General features: G+C 69.8%; 12 protein-coding genes. 11 read left to right on the forward strand and 1 reads right to left on the reverse strand.

Annotation, left to right across the window (positions count from 1 at the left end; all coding sequences use genetic code 11):
- Positions 1-105: 105 nt before the first annotated feature.
- From K8625_RS13260 to nadE, 8 genes are all read left to right on the forward strand, one after another.
- Positions 106-2,511: an ABC transporter permease gene (locus K8625_RS13260; RefSeq protein WP_223782927.1), complete on the forward strand. Its 2,406-nt coding sequence runs from the start codon at positions 106-108 to the stop codon at positions 2,509-2,511.
- Positions 2,512-2,698: 187 nt separating this feature from the next.
- The gene (locus tag K8625_RS13265; protein ID WP_223782928.1) at positions 2,699-3,562 is read left to right on the forward strand and encodes a hypothetical protein; all 864 of its coding nucleotides are present in this window, start codon (positions 2,699-2,701) and stop codon (positions 3,560-3,562) included.
- Between the two features lie 46 nt (positions 3,563-3,608).
- Entirely contained in the window at positions 3,609-4,112 is a 504-nt protein-coding gene (locus tag K8625_RS13270; RefSeq protein WP_223746885.1) for a DapH/DapD/GlmU-related protein, read from the forward strand.
- Positions 4,109-4,699 (forward strand): DapH/DapD/GlmU-related protein, encoded by a 591-nt coding sequence (locus K8625_RS13275; RefSeq protein ID WP_141323150.1) that lies wholly within the window; start codon positions 4,109-4,111, stop codon positions 4,697-4,699. Before K8625_RS13270 ends, K8625_RS13275 begins: the two co-directional genes overlap by 4 nt.
- A 91-nt stretch (positions 4,700-4,790) precedes the next feature.
- On the forward strand, positions 4,791-5,045 hold the full coding sequence (locus K8625_RS13280) for an acyl carrier protein (protein ID WP_141323149.1): 255 nt from the start codon (positions 4,791-4,793) through the stop codon (positions 5,043-5,045).
- A gap of 12 nt (positions 5,046-5,057) precedes the next feature.
- The gene (asnB, locus tag K8625_RS13285; protein ID WP_223782929.1) at positions 5,058-7,025 is read left to right on the forward strand and encodes an asparagine synthase (glutamine-hydrolyzing); all 1,968 of its coding nucleotides are present in this window, start codon (positions 5,058-5,060) and stop codon (positions 7,023-7,025) included.
- 195 nt (positions 7,026-7,220) lie between these two features.
- A complete protein-coding gene (locus K8625_RS13290; RefSeq protein ID WP_223782930.1) occupies positions 7,221-8,798 on the forward strand; it encodes a class I adenylate-forming enzyme family protein in 1,578 nt (525 codons plus the stop codon).
- Between the two features lie 22 nt (positions 8,799-8,820).
- Complete coding sequence (gene nadE, locus K8625_RS13295; protein ID WP_046713037.1) at positions 8,821-9,816, forward strand: NAD(+) synthase; 996 nt, start codon at positions 8,821-8,823, stop codon at positions 9,814-9,816.
- 62 nt (positions 9,817-9,878) lie between these two features.
- Here nadE and K8625_RS13300 read toward each other — a convergent pair whose 3' ends face one another.
- Positions 9,879-10,871 carry a hypothetical protein gene (locus K8625_RS13300; RefSeq protein WP_223782931.1) on the reverse strand — a complete coding sequence of 331 codons (993 nt, stop codon included), beginning with the start codon at positions 10,869-10,871 and terminating at the stop codon, positions 9,879-9,881.
- A gap of 168 nt (positions 10,872-11,039) precedes the next feature.
- Here K8625_RS13300 and K8625_RS13305 point away from each other — a divergent pair, with 168 nt between their 5' ends.
- The 3 genes from K8625_RS13305 to K8625_RS13315 all read left to right on the forward strand — a co-directional run bounded on the left by K8625_RS13305 (position 11,040) and on the right by K8625_RS13315 (position 13,672).
- Complete coding sequence (locus K8625_RS13305) at positions 11,040-12,485, forward strand: C39 family peptidase (RefSeq protein WP_223782932.1); 1,446 nt, start codon at positions 11,040-11,042, stop codon at positions 12,483-12,485.
- Positions 12,486-12,585: 100 nt separating this feature from the next.
- Complete coding sequence (locus K8625_RS13310; protein ID WP_046713034.1) at positions 12,586-12,792, forward strand: hypothetical protein; 207 nt, start codon at positions 12,586-12,588, stop codon at positions 12,790-12,792.
- A gap of 124 nt (positions 12,793-12,916) precedes the next feature.
- Positions 12,917-13,672 carry a hypothetical protein gene (locus K8625_RS13315; protein ID WP_223782933.1) on the forward strand — a complete coding sequence of 252 codons (756 nt, stop codon included), beginning with the start codon at positions 12,917-12,919 and terminating at the stop codon, positions 13,670-13,672.
- Positions 13,673-14,606 lie beyond the last annotated feature (934 nt).

Consider the following 14,606-nt stretch of genomic DNA (forward strand, 5'->3'; position numbering starts at 1 on the left):
GCATCCGCGAACGGCGCGGAGCCCGCGGCGGGCCTCCCTCCAGGGAGCCTGGGGGGTTGCCTCGCTCCAGGAGGGCTGGCATGGCCTTCGCTTCGGGGGCCCGCCATGGACTCGCTTCGTCAGGACTTCCGCTACGCGCTGCGCACGCTGAGGCACACGCCGGGCTTCACCCTGGCCGCCGTGGTGACGCTCGCGCTGGCCATCGGCGCGAACACCGTCCTCTTCAGCGCCATCCACGCGATGCTGCTCAAGCCCCTGCCCTTCCAGGCGCCGGAGGCGCTCGTGCGGCTGTGGTGCCAGCAGCTGGACTTCCCTCAGGCGTCCGTGTCCCCGCCGGAGCTGCTCGGCTGGCGGGAGCATGGCCATTCGTTCGCGCAGCTGGCCGGCTTCGCCCGTCGGGACATGAGCCGCACGGGCGCGGACTCCGCCGAGCGCGTCCGCGCGGCCCGCGTCACCCCCAACTTCTTCCAGACGCTCGGCGTGACACCCACGCAGGGGCGCGACTTCCGGGACGAGGACGCGCAGCCGGGCAATCCCCCGGGCAGCGTGGTGGTGAGCCATGCCTTCTGGAAGAAGGCGCTGGGCGGAGCCTCCGACGCGGTGGGCGGGACGGTGCGGTTGGACGGGCGCACGTACACCGTCGCGGGCGTGCTGCCGGAGGGCTTCACCTTCCCGGAGTTCTCCGAGGACGTCGACGTGTGGCTGCCCAACTGGCTCAACCCGGAGCAGCACGGCAACCACTACATGAGCGTCATCGGGCGGATGGCCCCGGGCGTCACGCTGGAGGCGGCGACGGCGGACCTGGCGCGGGTGGCCCAGCTCATCGCCCGGCCGGGCGCGCCGGGCGAGAAGGCCCACGGCGTGACGACGGACCTGTGGCAGCGCTACCTCACGTCCAGCTCGCGACCGGTGCTGTGGGCGCTCTGGGCCGCGGTGGGCTTCGTGCTGCTCATCGCCTGCGCCAACGTGGCCAACCTCCTGTTGGTGCGGGCGCTGGCGCGGCAGCGGGACGGCGCCATCCGCGCGGCGCTCGGGGCCAGTCGGGGTCGGCGCATCCAGCAGGCGCTGGCGGAGAGCGTGCTCCTGGGCCTCGTCGGCGGGCTGGTGGGCCTCCTGCTCGTCATGTGGGGCATGGAGCTGGTGCGCGCGCTCCTGCCAGCCTCGATGCTGCGCATGACGCCGGTGGAGCTGAGCGTGCCCGCGCTGCTGTTCAGCGTGGCGCTGTCGCTCGGCGCCGGGTTGCTCTTCGGCCTGGCGCCCGCGCTGCACACCTCCGGTGCGGACGTCCTGCCGCTGCTCAAGCAGTCCGGGAGCGCGGCGGGCGCGCGCGCCAATCACCCGCTGCGCAACGGGCTGGTGGCCGTGCAGCTGGCGCTGGCGCTGGTGCTGCTGGTGGGCACGGTGCTGATGGTGCAGACGCTGCGCAACCTGCAGGCGGTGGACCCCGGCTTCGACGCGGAGCGGGTGCTGCATGCGCGGCTGGCGCTGCCGGACCTCAAGTATGGCGGCCCCGACCAGCAGCGCGGCTTCTTCGCCGACTACCTCGAGCGCCTGCGCGCGCTGCCGGACGTGGAGAGCGTGGGCATGGTCAACGACGCGCCGCTGGGGGGCACCAACTCCAACGGTGACTTCACGCTGGAGGGGGCGCCGCGGGACTCGGGGCTGCGCTACGTCACCGAGTACCGGGTGGCCTCGCCGGGCTACTTCCGGGCCCTGCGCGTCGCGCTGCGCGAGGGACGCGACTTCGACGGCCGCGACTCGGAGAAGGGCGCCCCCAGCGTCATCGTCAACGAGGCCTTCGTGCGCAAGTTCCTCGGCGGCGGCGAGGCGCTGGGCCGCAGGGTTCGCCTGGGCTGGAGCGACAACGAGCCCTTCCGCGACATCGTCGGCGTGGTGGCGGACGTGCGTCACAACCGCCTGACGGAGCCCGCCCAGCCGGAGACCTACCTGCCGTACGAGCAGTACCCGGTGCGCACCATGTCCATCCTGCTGCGCACCTCGCGCGAGCCCTCCACCCTGGTGGCCGCCGTGCGACAGGAGCTCAAGGCCGTGGACGCGGAGCAGCCCGCGTACGACGTGGCCCCCTTCGTCGACCGGATGGACCGGCAGGTATCCCGGCCCCTGGCGACGGCGCGGCTGCTCGCGGCCTTCGCGGCGCTCGCCGTGGTGCTCGCGGGCGTGGGCGTCTATGGCGTCATGGCCTACGCGGTGGGCCAGCGCACCCGGGAGCTGGGAATCCGCCTGGCATTGGGCGCCCACCCCAGACAGGTGCTCGGGTTGGTGATGCGCCAGGGCCTCATGCTCACGCTGCTGGGCGTGGGGGTGGGCCTGCTGGCCGCCTTCGGCTGCATGCGACTGCTCGCGGCGCTCCTCTACGGCGTGAAGGCCCACGAGCCGGGCGTGTTCCTGGGAGTCGCGGCGGCGCTGGGGTTGGTGTCGCTCCTGGCCACGTGGATTCCCGCGCTGCGCGCCAGTCGGGTGTCACCGTCCGTGTCACTGCGCGCGGAGTAGCGTCCGCCCCTGGCGGAACGCCGCGCCCGGGCAGCGTCGAGGCCCCGCCACGGGCCCGCGCCAGCTCGGCGGGCAGGCATGGGGTGACTTCGCCCCAGCCCCTGCGTTCCACGCGTTTACGGGCACCAGCGGACGTCCTGCTCGGCTGCCCTTTGACGCTTGCCGACGGAAGGGTTTAAGAGTCCGCATGCACTTCGACTGGACGTTTCTGGTTCGCGTGAGCGTGCTGGCTTTGCCCGCCATGCTGCTGATGGCGTTGCACGGCACGGTGGCGCAGGCCTCCGCGCCGAGCGCTCCGCTGGAGAAGCTGTCGGGTCGTCGCATCTTCTTCGGCCACCAATCGGTGGGCGGCAACATCCTGGACGGCGTCAAGGCGCTGCCCAACTCGGCCCAGGGCGTGGTGCCGCGCGTGGTGGAGGTGCAGAGCCCCACGGAGTCGCTGGCCCCCGGCACCCTGGCGCACGCCATGGTGGGACAGAACGAGAAGCCCGAGTCGAAGATCGCCGACTTCGAGCGGCTGATGGACGCGGGGCTCGCGAAGTCGACGGACGTGGCCTTCTTCAAGTTCTGCTACATCGACATCAACGGGGCCACGGACACGCGCGCGCTGTTCGAGAAGTACCGCGTGGCCATGGAGGGCCTGAAGGCGCGCCACCCCGGCACCACCTTCGTGCACGTGACGGCGCCGCTCACCACGGTGCAGCGCGGCGCGAAGGCGTGGCTGAAGGAGCTGCTCGGCCGGCCCGTCTGGGGCGTGGCGGAGAACGTGCAGCGCGAGACGTTCAACGAGCTGATGCGCAAGACGTACGCGGACAAGGAGCCCCTGTTCGACCTGGCGCGCCTGGAGTCCACCGCGCCCGACGGCTCGCGGGAGACGTACGAGCTCAATGGCCAGACGTGGCCGGCCATGGTGCCGGGCTACTCGGATGACGGCGGCCACCTGAACGCGGCGGCCCAGAAGCGCCTGGCCACCGAGCTGCTCAACTTCCTGGCCGGCCTGCCCGCGCCCGTGGTGCAGCCTCCCATCCCCGCGGTCCAGGCCACGCCGTGACATGAGGCCGTTACATCAATCACTGTCGCGCGAGTGGGGGAAGCTCATGGCGCGCCTGAAGTTGAGGCGCTGTCAGGAGATAGGGGACTCGCCCACGGTGCTGGGCCGCGTGTGGATCCACGGCGCGGGCCGGGTGCTCGTGGGACACCGCGTGGTGCTGGATGGCCGGCTGGCGCCCATCGAGCTGCATGCCATGTCGCCCCAGAGCGTCATCATCCTGGGGGACGAGGCCCACATCGAGGGAGGCGCGTCGCTGGAGGCGCTCAGCTCGATTTCGGTGGGCCGGGGCGCCCGGCTGGGGCCGTTCAGCAAGGTGATGGACAACCAACACCACCCGCTGAGGGGAAACCGCCATGAGCGGCCTCCGTCGGTGCCCCTGGTCATCGAGGAGGGCGTGACGGTGGGCAGTCGTGCCATCCTGTTGCCGGGCGCGCAGCTGCAGAAGGGCTGCACCGTGGCGCCCGGCACCGTCATCTCGCGTCGGATTCCGGCGGGGGTGACGGTGGGGGGAGCGCCCGCGAGGGTGCTGCGCAGGGAGGTGATGGGATGACGTCGCGTAGCCCATTCGTCCGGATTCCCGAAGTGGTCGCCCAGCTGGAGGAGATGGGCCGGGCGGCCCGGCCTCGCGCGGAGCGCGCGGTGGCGATGGTGCGCGCGCGCTGGCAGTTCCGCGCCGTCCAGTCGCTGGGGCGCAACGTGGCGGCCTATGGGCCGGTGAGCGTGCACAACGAAGGGGAGATGGTCCTCGGGGATCGGCTGACGTTCTCCGGCGGGATGCTGCCCAGCTCGCTCGTGTGCCACCCGGGTGGCCAGCTCACCATCGGGAACGAGACGCAGTTCAACTACGGGGTGTGCCTGGAGGCCTGGCGCTCGGTGAGCGTGGGGGCCCGGTGCATGTTCGCGTCGTTCGTGCGCGTGGGAGACCGGGATGGGCTCCACACCGCGCCCATCATCATCGAGGACGATGTCTGGGTGGCGCACGGCGCCATCATCATGCCCGGCGTGCGCGTGGGAGCGCGCTCGGTGGTCGCCGCCGGGAGCATCGTCACCCAGGACGTGCCGCCCGACACGCTGGCCATGGGCAACCCCGCGCGCAACATGAGCCTGGAGCTGGTTTCCCGCGACACGGGCAGCTGAGCACCTCAAGTCTTCGTCCCGGGCGCGTCTTGCTTCGCGCCCGGCTTGTTCCATCACTTCACCACCGCACTTCCAGACAGGACGTCCTACCGTGAGCATTCGTGAACGCATCCGTACCTTCATCGTCGACACGTTCTTCGTGGACGACTTCGGCGATGACGACTCCTTCCTGCGCAAGGGGCTCATCGACTCCACGGGGATGATGGAGCTGGTGGCGTTCCTGGAGTCGGACTTCGGCATCAAGCTGGAGGACAAGGAGCTGGTTCCGGAGAACCTGGACTCGCTGACGCGCGTGGTGGCGTTCGTCGAGCGCAAGCAGAACCAGCGCCTGCCGCAAGCGGGCTGAAAAGAGCGCGCCATGTGTGGCATCGCGGGATTCACCTACCCGGCGGGAGGGGGCGCCGGGGCCGAGGCGGGCGAGCGGCTGGTCCGGATGACGGCGAGCATCCGTCACCGGGGCCCGGACGCGCAGCGGGCGTTGGTGTTGAACGGGGTGGCCCTGGGCCACACGCGGCTGTCCATCGTGGACCTGGAGGGGGGCCACCAGCCGATGCGTGACGCGGCGACGGGGCTCACCGTCGTCTTCAACGGGGAGATCTTCAACCACGTGGAGCTGCGCGAGCAGCTCGCCGGGCGGTATGCGTTCCGCACGCGCTCGGACACGGAGGTCATCCTCGCGGCGTTCCTCACGTGGGGCATCGACTGTGTGCGCCGGTTCGAGGGGCAGTGGGCCTTCGCGCTGTGGGACCCGCGGGATGCCACGCTGTGGATGTCTCGCGACAGGGTGGGCATCTGCCCGCTGTATTACGCGGAGCTGCCGGGTGGACAGCTCGCGTTCGGCTCGGAGGCCAAGGCGCTGTTCGCCAGCGGGCTGGTGACGCCCGCGCTGGACGCGCGGGGGCTGAAGCAGACGTTCCAGCTGTGGTCGCCGGTGGCGCCGCGCACGTCGTTCGAGGGGGTGCGGCTGCTGCCGCCCGCGCACTCGGCCCGGTTCCGCGCGGGGGTGCTGGAGACGTTCAGGTACTGGGACCTGGATTTCGGCGTGGAGCCGAGCACGGCCAGCGACGCGCGCATCCAGGAGGAGCTGGGCGAGGCGTTGGAGCGGGCGGTGCGGCTGCGGCTGCGCGCGGATGTGCCGGTGGCGGCGTACCTGTCGGGCGGGTTGGACTCGAGCCTCTTGTGCGCGCTGGCGCAGGGGCAGTTGGGTGGGACGCTGCGGACGTTCTCGGTGGGCTTCGCGCACGCGCGGTTCGACGAGCGCGAGCACCAGGCCGCGGTGGCCGGGGAGCTTCGCACGGAGCACCGCGTGGTGGAGATGCGCGACGGGGACATCGGCACGCTGGTGCCCGGCGTCATCTTCCACGCGGAGCAGGCGATGATGCGCTCGGCGCCCGCGCCGTTCCTGCGGCTGAGCGAGTGGGTGCGGCAGAACGGCATCCGGGTGGTGCTCACGGGGGAGGGCTCGGACGAGATGTTCCTGGGCTACGACCTGTTCAAGGAGACGAAGGTCCGGCAGTTCTGGGCGCGGCAGCCAGCGTCGAAGTGGCGGCCGCTGCTGCTTCGTCGGCTCTACCCCACCCTGTCGGTGAGCCAGCAGAACGTGGAGCTGCTGCGCGAGTTCTTCGGCATGGGGTTGGAGGACCCGGGCAGCCTGGGCTTCTCGCACCTGGTGCGGTGGGCGAACAGCGGGCGGATCTCGCGCTTCCTGGCGCCGGACTTCGCGGCGAGCGTGGCGGACGAGGAGCCGACGGCGTCGGTGCTCTCGACGGTGCCCGCACACGTGGCCCGCTGGCGGCCGCTGGCGCGCGCGCAGTACCTGGAGGCGAAGACGCTGCTGTCGGGATACCTGCTGTCGGCGCAGGGAGACCGGATGCTGCTGGGCAACGCGGTGGAGGGGCGCTTCCCATTCCTCGACACGTCGGTGATGGAGCTGGCGGCACGCATCCCCGAGCGCATGCGGCTCAAGGGGCTGGACGAGAAGCACGTGCTCAAGCGCTACGCGAAGGGCCGTGTTCCGGCGTCCATCCTGGAGCGCAGCAAGTTCCCGTACCGTGCGCCCATTGCCGGAGCGCTGGTGGGACCGGAGGCGCCCGCGTGGGCGAGGGAGCTGCTCGCGCCCGAGGCCGTGGCGAAGGTGGGGGTGTTCGATGCACGCAAGGCGGAGCGGCTCGTGGCCAAGCTGCGCGCTCCCAACGCGGCGGAGAGCGAGGCGGACACCATGGCGCTGTTTGCCATCGCGTCGACGCAGTTGCTCGCGCACCACTTCCTCACGCCGCGCGCACCGCCGCAGGCGGACCTCGACGCCGTGGTGCTGGAGGCGGCATGAGCGGCAGTGATGCTCACGTGCGGAGCGCTGGTGCGTCCGCACATGTCCTGCATCGGGAGGTCGCGTGAACCCTCGCGACGGTCTCGCGCCTCGCCGCAACCACAGATGTCCCGCATCGGAAGGTCGCGTGATTACTCGCGACCTCCCCGCGCACATCTTCGCCGCGATTAAACCAGCCGTGCTTCAGGAGGTCGCGTGAGCGCGACGGACTCCGCACCAGCGTGGGTCATGGCCCACGCGCAGCGCACCCCCACGGCCTCGGCGGTGGACTCGCCGTGGACCCGGCTCACGTACTCGCAGCTCGCGGAGCGGATGACCGCGCTCGCGGGGCACCTGCGTGCCTCGGGCGTCTCCGCCGGAGACAAGGTGCTCATCGCCCTGCCCCTCGGCTCGGCGGGCGCGGTGGCAGGGCTCGCGGTGCAGGCCCTGGGAGCATGCGCGGTGGAGCTCGACCGTGAGACGGGCGCGACATCCGTGGACGCCATCCTCGCGCAGACGGGCGCGCGACAGGCCTTCGTCTTCGGACAGGACGCGCGCAAGTGGACCGGAAAGCCGGGCCTGACACACGTGTATGTGATTCACGCCACGCGCCCACCGGAGCGGATGCTCCAGGCGCTCGCCCCCGCGACCTGCACGTGGGTGCAAGAGGACGGCGCAGTGGACCCCGAGGCAAAGGCTCCACCGCTGGCCGCCCTGCCCTCCACGCCCTCCGACGCCCACGCGTCCATCGTCTACACCTCCGGCAGCACCGGCACGCCCCGAGGCGTCATCCAGACCTTCGGCAACATCGCCGCCAACACGCGCTCCATCGTCGAGTACCTGGGCCTGTCCTCACGAGACAGGGCGCACCTGGTCCTCCCGCTGCACTACTGCTACGGCAAGAGCGTCCTCCAGACACACCTGCTCGTGGGCGGCTCCGTCTTCCTGGACCCACGCTTCATGTACCCACAGGTCGTGCTGGAGGCGATGGCCGAGGAGCGCAGCACCGGCTTCGCGGGCGTGCCGCTCACCTTCGAGCTGCTCAGGCGACAAGCCGGCGCGGAGGCCCTCTCCAAGCTCCGTCTGCGCTACGCCACCCAGGCCGGCGGTGGCATGTCTCCAGACACCATCCAGTGGACGCGCGAAGCCCTCTACCCCGCCGAGCTGTACGTCATGTACGGCCAGACCGAGGCCACGGCGCGACTGAGCTACCTGCCCCCGACGCGGGCCGCGGAGAAGGCGGGCTCCATCGGCGTGGCGATTCCCGGTGTCGAGCTGCGCGTGGTCGGCGAGGACGGCAAGGCGCTCCCCACGGGCGAGACAGGCCACCTGGTGGCACGCGGCGCCAACGTGACGCCGGGCTACCTGGGCGCCCCCGAGGAGACCGCGGCCATCCTGCGCGATGGCTGGCTGTGGACCGGAGACCTGGCCTGGCGCGACGCGGAGGGCTTCATCTTCCTGGTGGGACGCGCGAAGGAGATCCTCAAGGTCGGCGGCCACCGGGTGAGCCCGGCGGAGCTGGAGCATCAGCTCGCGAGGCACCCATCGGTGCGCGAGGTGGCCGTCGTGGGAGTCCCGGACCCGCTGGGCGGCGAGGCGGCCTGCGCCGTGGTCGTGCTCCAGGAAGGAGCCGCAGTCGAGGAGGACACGCTGCGGCGCTTCTGCAGGGAATCGCTGCCGGCGCACAAGGTGCCCCGGCACGTGGTGTTCACGGACGCGCTGCCGCGAGGGCCCAGTGGGAAGGTGCTCAAGGCGGAGCTGCGCACCCAATATTCATCCATCGGTTCGTCGTGAAGGGTTCGAGAGGGGTCACACAATGAAGTTTTCCAAGCAGGTGCTGGAGCTGGACTGGGAGGCGAAGGCGGCCGAGCTGTCCGAGGGGCTGCGCGAGACGGTGCTCAAGAAGCTGCGCAAGCGCGGCCTCGTCGTGGCCATCTCCGGCGGCATCGACTCCGCGTGTGTCGCGGCGCTGGCCGTGCGGGCCCTGGGCCCCGAGCGCGTCTTCGGCATCCTCCTGCCCGAGCGCGACTCCAGCGGCTGGAGCTCGCAGCTGGGCCGCAAGCTCTGCGAGAAGCTGGGAATCAAATACCAGCTCCACGACATCGCCCCCATCCTCGAGGCCGCGGGCTGCTATCGCCAGCGCGACGAGGCCGTGCGCTCCGTCTTCCCGGAGTTCACCCCGGACATGAAGTGGAAGATCGTCATGCACGGCGACCGGCTCAACACGGACGCAGTGAACTTCTTCTACGTCGTGGTGCAAGTGAATGGCGAGGAGCGCCGCTTCCGGCTGCCGCCCCAGGCCTATACCCAGATTGTCGCCGCGACGAACTTCAAGCAGCGCACGCGGAAGATGATGGATTACTTCCACGCGGACCGCCTGAACTTCGCGGTGGCGGGCACGCCCAACCGTCTGGAGTATGACCAGGGCTTCTTCGTGAAGCTGGGCGACGGCGCCGCGGACGTGAAGCCCATCGCCGGCCTCTACAAAACCCAGACATATCAATTGGCCAGACACCTGGGCGTCATCGAGGAGATCACCAGCGGCGAGCCGACCACGGACACGTTCAGCCTCCCCCAGTCGCAGGAGGACTTCTATTTCTCCGTGCACTACTCGCAGCTGGACCTGCTCATGTGGGCCAAGAACCACGACGTGCCCACGGACGAGGCCGCGCAGGTGATGGGCCTGACGCCCACCCAGGTGCAGCGCGTCTACGACGACATCGACCAGAAGCGCCGCAGCACGGCCTACCTGCACTCGCCGCCGCTGCTGCTGGAGAAGGTGCCGGAGCTGGAGCCGTTCAAGCTCGGCTGAAGCGCGATGCGGTACACGGACGGGAGGCACTCTCGCCTCCCGTCCCTCGCGAACAGGGGCGACTACTCCTCCTCTTCGCAGACCTCCGCCTTCACCGGGATGCCCTTGCGCGCGTCGTCGCGCACATAGAAGTATCCCGCGCGGAAGTAGTCCTTCCCGCCCTGCACGCGCATCACGTTGCGCTTCGCGTCGGTGACGGTCCACGTCAGCGTCTCGCTGGCACCGCTCGGATAGGCCACCTGCAGCGTCGAGCCGCCGCGAGCCTCGGACTTCACGGACTTCACCTGGCCCGTCAGGTCATCCTGGCCGAAGTCGATGAGGATGGACCCCGCCGCGTCCACCGTCACCGAGGGCGTGTTCGCCCCGCACCACTCCTCGATGAGGTAGCCCTTGCCCTTGCGGCTCACCTGGAGCCACTTGCCGGCCAGGGCCTTGAGCGCCCCGGAGGACGCGGCATCCACACCGGCCGCCTGCGTCCCGCACTCCAGCTCGCCGCCCGGCAACAGGCCCGTGACGGCCTGCGCCCCCTTCACCACGCGCACGGGAACCACGTCCGGCAACGGTGACGCGGCGTGCGCCTCCACCCTGTCCCCGCCCACCACCGTGGGCCCCTGCCGCGTCCCATCCAGCGGCTGCAGGCGCGCCTCCTTCGCCTTCACCGTGCACGCCGACAGCGCCCGGGTGAATGGCCGCGAGAAGCTGTCCTGTCCGGACCACCCCGCACCGCAGCAGTCCGTCCCAGGCCCCTTCAACACCAGCTTGTTCGGCTCCAGATCCAGCGTCCATTTCCCCTGGGACTGGAAGGTCGTCAGGGCCCACGACTTCGGGGATGTCTTCTTCTGGACAGCGAAGGTGCACTCACAGGCCCCCATGCTCTGGCCCTGCGGAAAAGTTGACTCGTACTGAACGAGTGTCTGCCCATCGCCCTCGAGCACCACGAGGGTGCCGCCCTGCTTGGCATAGACACCCGTGAGTGGCTGTTGCTGCGCGGCCGCGAGGCCCGCCCACAGACACAATGCCGCGCCAGTCACGAGCCCGTAACGCAGTGCATTCATTCGCGACTCCTTGTGTGGATTCACCCAGACAGGGGCGACTCCTATCGCTCTACGAACCCGGAAGTCAGGCCAAACCGACCTGGGTCGCCGCAACTCTTTTTCTCAGCCGCCGACAATCGGTCATCAGTCGTTTCCACACCCCTGTGTCTCCACTCGTGGAGTGACCCCATGTCTCCTCGCATCGAGCGCCGTCAGCAGACGAACTCGCCCACCTCCGTCCAGGCCGAGGGCCTGCCGCAGGGCCGCGACGCTCAGCTCAACCTCCAGCAGCTGTGGCCGTACATCGAGAAGTACGCGCAGAAGTACGGCGCGGACCCGAAGGTGCTCGCGGGCATCGTCGCGCAGGAGTCCTCGTTCAAGAACCACGGCGTGCACGCGGACGGCACGGGCCACGGGCTCATCGGCCTGGACGACAACGGCCTGCTGCCCTCGTTCGAGAAGTGGTCCGGCATGCAGGTGGGCCGCGGGGCGAACGCCAAGACGATTCCGCCCGAGAAGCAGATGGAGTTCCTGGCGAAGACGATTGGTGAGCTCACCAAGAAGCACGGCAGCGGCATGGCCGCCGCGCGCGAGTGGCACCGGGGCGCGGGCAACATGAACGACGCGCGGGGCTACGACTACCAGAACAAGATCCAGAACCACATGAACAGCCTGTTCCCGGGCGGCAAGACGCCGAGCGGGACGACGGCGAACGTGCCCGACACCACGGTGGGTGGCACGGACACGTCGAAGCCGGGCAACAAGCCGGGGCTGACGCCTGGCAAGACGGACGACTCGCGCACGCCCGTGGCGGGCTCGGACCGGGAGATCAAGAAGGGCGACACGCTGTGGGGCATCGCCTCCGAGCTCAAGGCCAAGGGCATGGAGGGCTCGCACTGGGATGTCATCAACCAGATCCGCCAGCTCAACCCGAAGATCACCGACCCCAATCTCATCCTCGCCGGTGACACGCTGAAGCTGCCGGGTATCGCGGGCAAGGACCAGAGCACCTTCACGCCGGGCACGAACAAGCCGGGTCCGGTGGACTTGAACCCCAAGCCCACGGGCCCGCAGGCCACGGACGGCGCCGCGCCGGTGACGGGTGACGGCCGCGTGGACCCGAGCAAGGTCCCGCAGATCAGCCAGTACAACCCGGCGGGCAAGAACGGCTCGTATACGAATGGCCCGGCCAACTGCGGCCCCACGTCCATGGCGCAGATCGCGCGTGCCTTTGGATACGGCAAGGACATGACGGATGCCCAGCTCATCAACCACCTGGGCCGGATTGGCGGCACGTCGGGTAACGGCACGGACGTCAACGGCATCGCGAAGATGGCCAAGGCGATGGGCAAGGACGCCGTGACGAAGGGCCCGGGCGCCAACGTGGAGTGGATCGCCGACCAGCTCAAGCAGGGCAAGCTGGTGGTGGCCAACGGCGACTACCACGCGATGCCGCCGCACCAGAACGAGGGCCGTACGTCCGGCCACTACGTCACCGTGGCGGGCATGGATGCGAAGGGCAACTTCATCGTGCGCGACCCCGCGGACGCGAACGTGAAGACGATTACGCCCGAGCAGATGCGGCACTTCCTGAACTCCAACCCCAACGGCGGCTACCAGATGTCCATCGGGTGAGATGACCCGACTTTGGATGGAGTGAAGTAGGCTTCGAGCGGACCGGCACTCCGGTGAGGGTGTCGGTCCGTCCGCGTTTCCACACCCCGAGGACTCCCAGATGACGCAGAGCAAGCAGACGCAGACCTGCATTTCCTGCAAGAAGACCGAGGGCGGCGAGGTGGTCGGCTCCACCTATGTCTCCACGGGTGACAACGGGATGATCGTCCGCTTCTGGATGTGCGACGAGTGCGCTCTGCCGCTGGGTCCGGGTCAGGGCCCCATCGACATGGACGACCCGGCGAAGGCCGAGCAGCCCCGGAGCTGAAGCCGCGGGCCCTCGGGCGAGGAGCCGCGCGAGGGCCTGACCACGAGGGTGGCGACGACGGGGTGGAGCGAGGTGGGCGCGACGGGGTATGGAATACGTCGCTGCCGTCCCCGTCGGAGAAGCCATGAACAAGCTACTGGGTCCCGCCTCCTTCGTCCTCGCCTCGGCCGCGCTCGCGGTGGCCCTCTGGGCCCCCGGGCGTGTCGAGGCGCCCTCCCCGTCCCAGACGCCCGAGCCCGTCGCCGAGCGGCCCGCCAACCAGGAGGCCCTGGAGCGGCGCATCCAGGCGCTCGAGGACACCACGCTGAGCCTGTCCCGGCGACTGATGGAGCTGGAGAAGCAGCCCGGCACGGGGGCTGTGCCCACGGGTGGAGGCACCGCGGTGGCGGCGGGCGAGCTGGAGCAGCTGCGCAACGAGGTGCGCGGGCTGATGGCGGGTGAGACGTTGACGACGGAGGGTGGGCGTGAGGCGCTGAAGGACGCGATGCGCTCGGTGCAGCAGGAGATGCGCACCGAGCAGCTCAACCGGCGCCAGGAGGAGTGGATGCAGGCGCAGGCGCGCGGGCAGGAGCAGCGCCAGGAACGGGTGAAGCGGCTCGTGTCCGAGGCGAAGCTGAACTACTCGCAGGAGCAGGAGCTGACGCGCCGGCTGGAGCAGGAGGAGACGTCCCGCAACACCCTGTTCGACGAGGTCCGCGCTGGGACGAAGTCCGCGCGTGACATCCGCCAGGCCCTGCGCACCCAGCGCGAGGAGACCGACCAGGTCATGAAGGGGATGCTCGACGCGGACCAGCTGTCCAAGTACCAGGTCATGCGGCGCGAGGAGCAGATGAACTCCCGCCCCCGTGGACCTCGCGAGGGGCGCTTCGGCGACCAGTGACGCAATGACTCACACGGAGGTCTGTGCTGACAAAGGCAGACCTCCGCGAAACGTGTGCGCGAGCGCCATTCAATGTCACGGACCAGGACCGCCATTGCCATCCTCGGCAGCTTTCTCCTGGGGATTCTCTCGAGCTTCATTGCTCGGGATTTCATTCTGGACTGGTGGTACGGCCCCGCCCAGTTCGTCGTCCTCGACGAAGACATCGAGCTGAGCGATGGACATCGCCAGGGAATGACCTGCCCGGGCCCTCCCGGTGGAGGCATCCTCGCGGGCACGCCACTCGTGGTCCGTGCCCATGGCGCGAAGAAACTCGTTGAGCTGCGATTCACCTACTACGGGAAGGATCTCCCCAGCACGATTGACGCAGCCGACGCTCCCGCGAACAGGCGGAGAACCCGGTGTGTCAATCCCTGGGAGCAGAGCACTCCCGAGTAGGAGCGCCGTCGCCCGCCCCTCCGCGCCATGCAAGTCGTTGAGCGCGCACGAGCTTGCGCGCCGAGGCCGCTACTTCGTCATGGTCGGCGGCATCCGGCGCGGGTCGCAGGCAATGCCAGGACAACCCTTGCTGTCGCCGCAGCTCCCGTCGCAGCACGGGTACTGACCTTCCGGACAGACCGTAGGCCCCGCGTCCACCTCGGGCTCCGCCACCCGGGGGCGCTCCTCCGACTTCGGCACCTCCGCCGACGCGGGGGCCTCTGTAGCGGGCGCCGAGGCGGCGTCACGTCGCTGCTCCTCCCCGCCCCCTTTGCACCCGAACGCCCACACCATCGCAGCACAGCAAGTCCACCGCAGGGCCTGATTCCACGTCCTGGTCATCCGCATCCTCACTTCCTACCCGAGCACCTCGCGCGCGGGCCCGTTGAAAAACAAAGGGCGGCCCCGGAACACCTCCCGGGACCGCCCCTCACACTTCGCTCGCCGACCTCACACG

The sequence above is a fragment of the Myxococcus sp. AS-1-15 genome (assembly GCF_020037055.1).
Classification (GTDB): Bacteria; Myxococcota; Myxococcia; order Myxococcales; family Myxococcaceae; genus Myxococcus; species Myxococcus fulvus.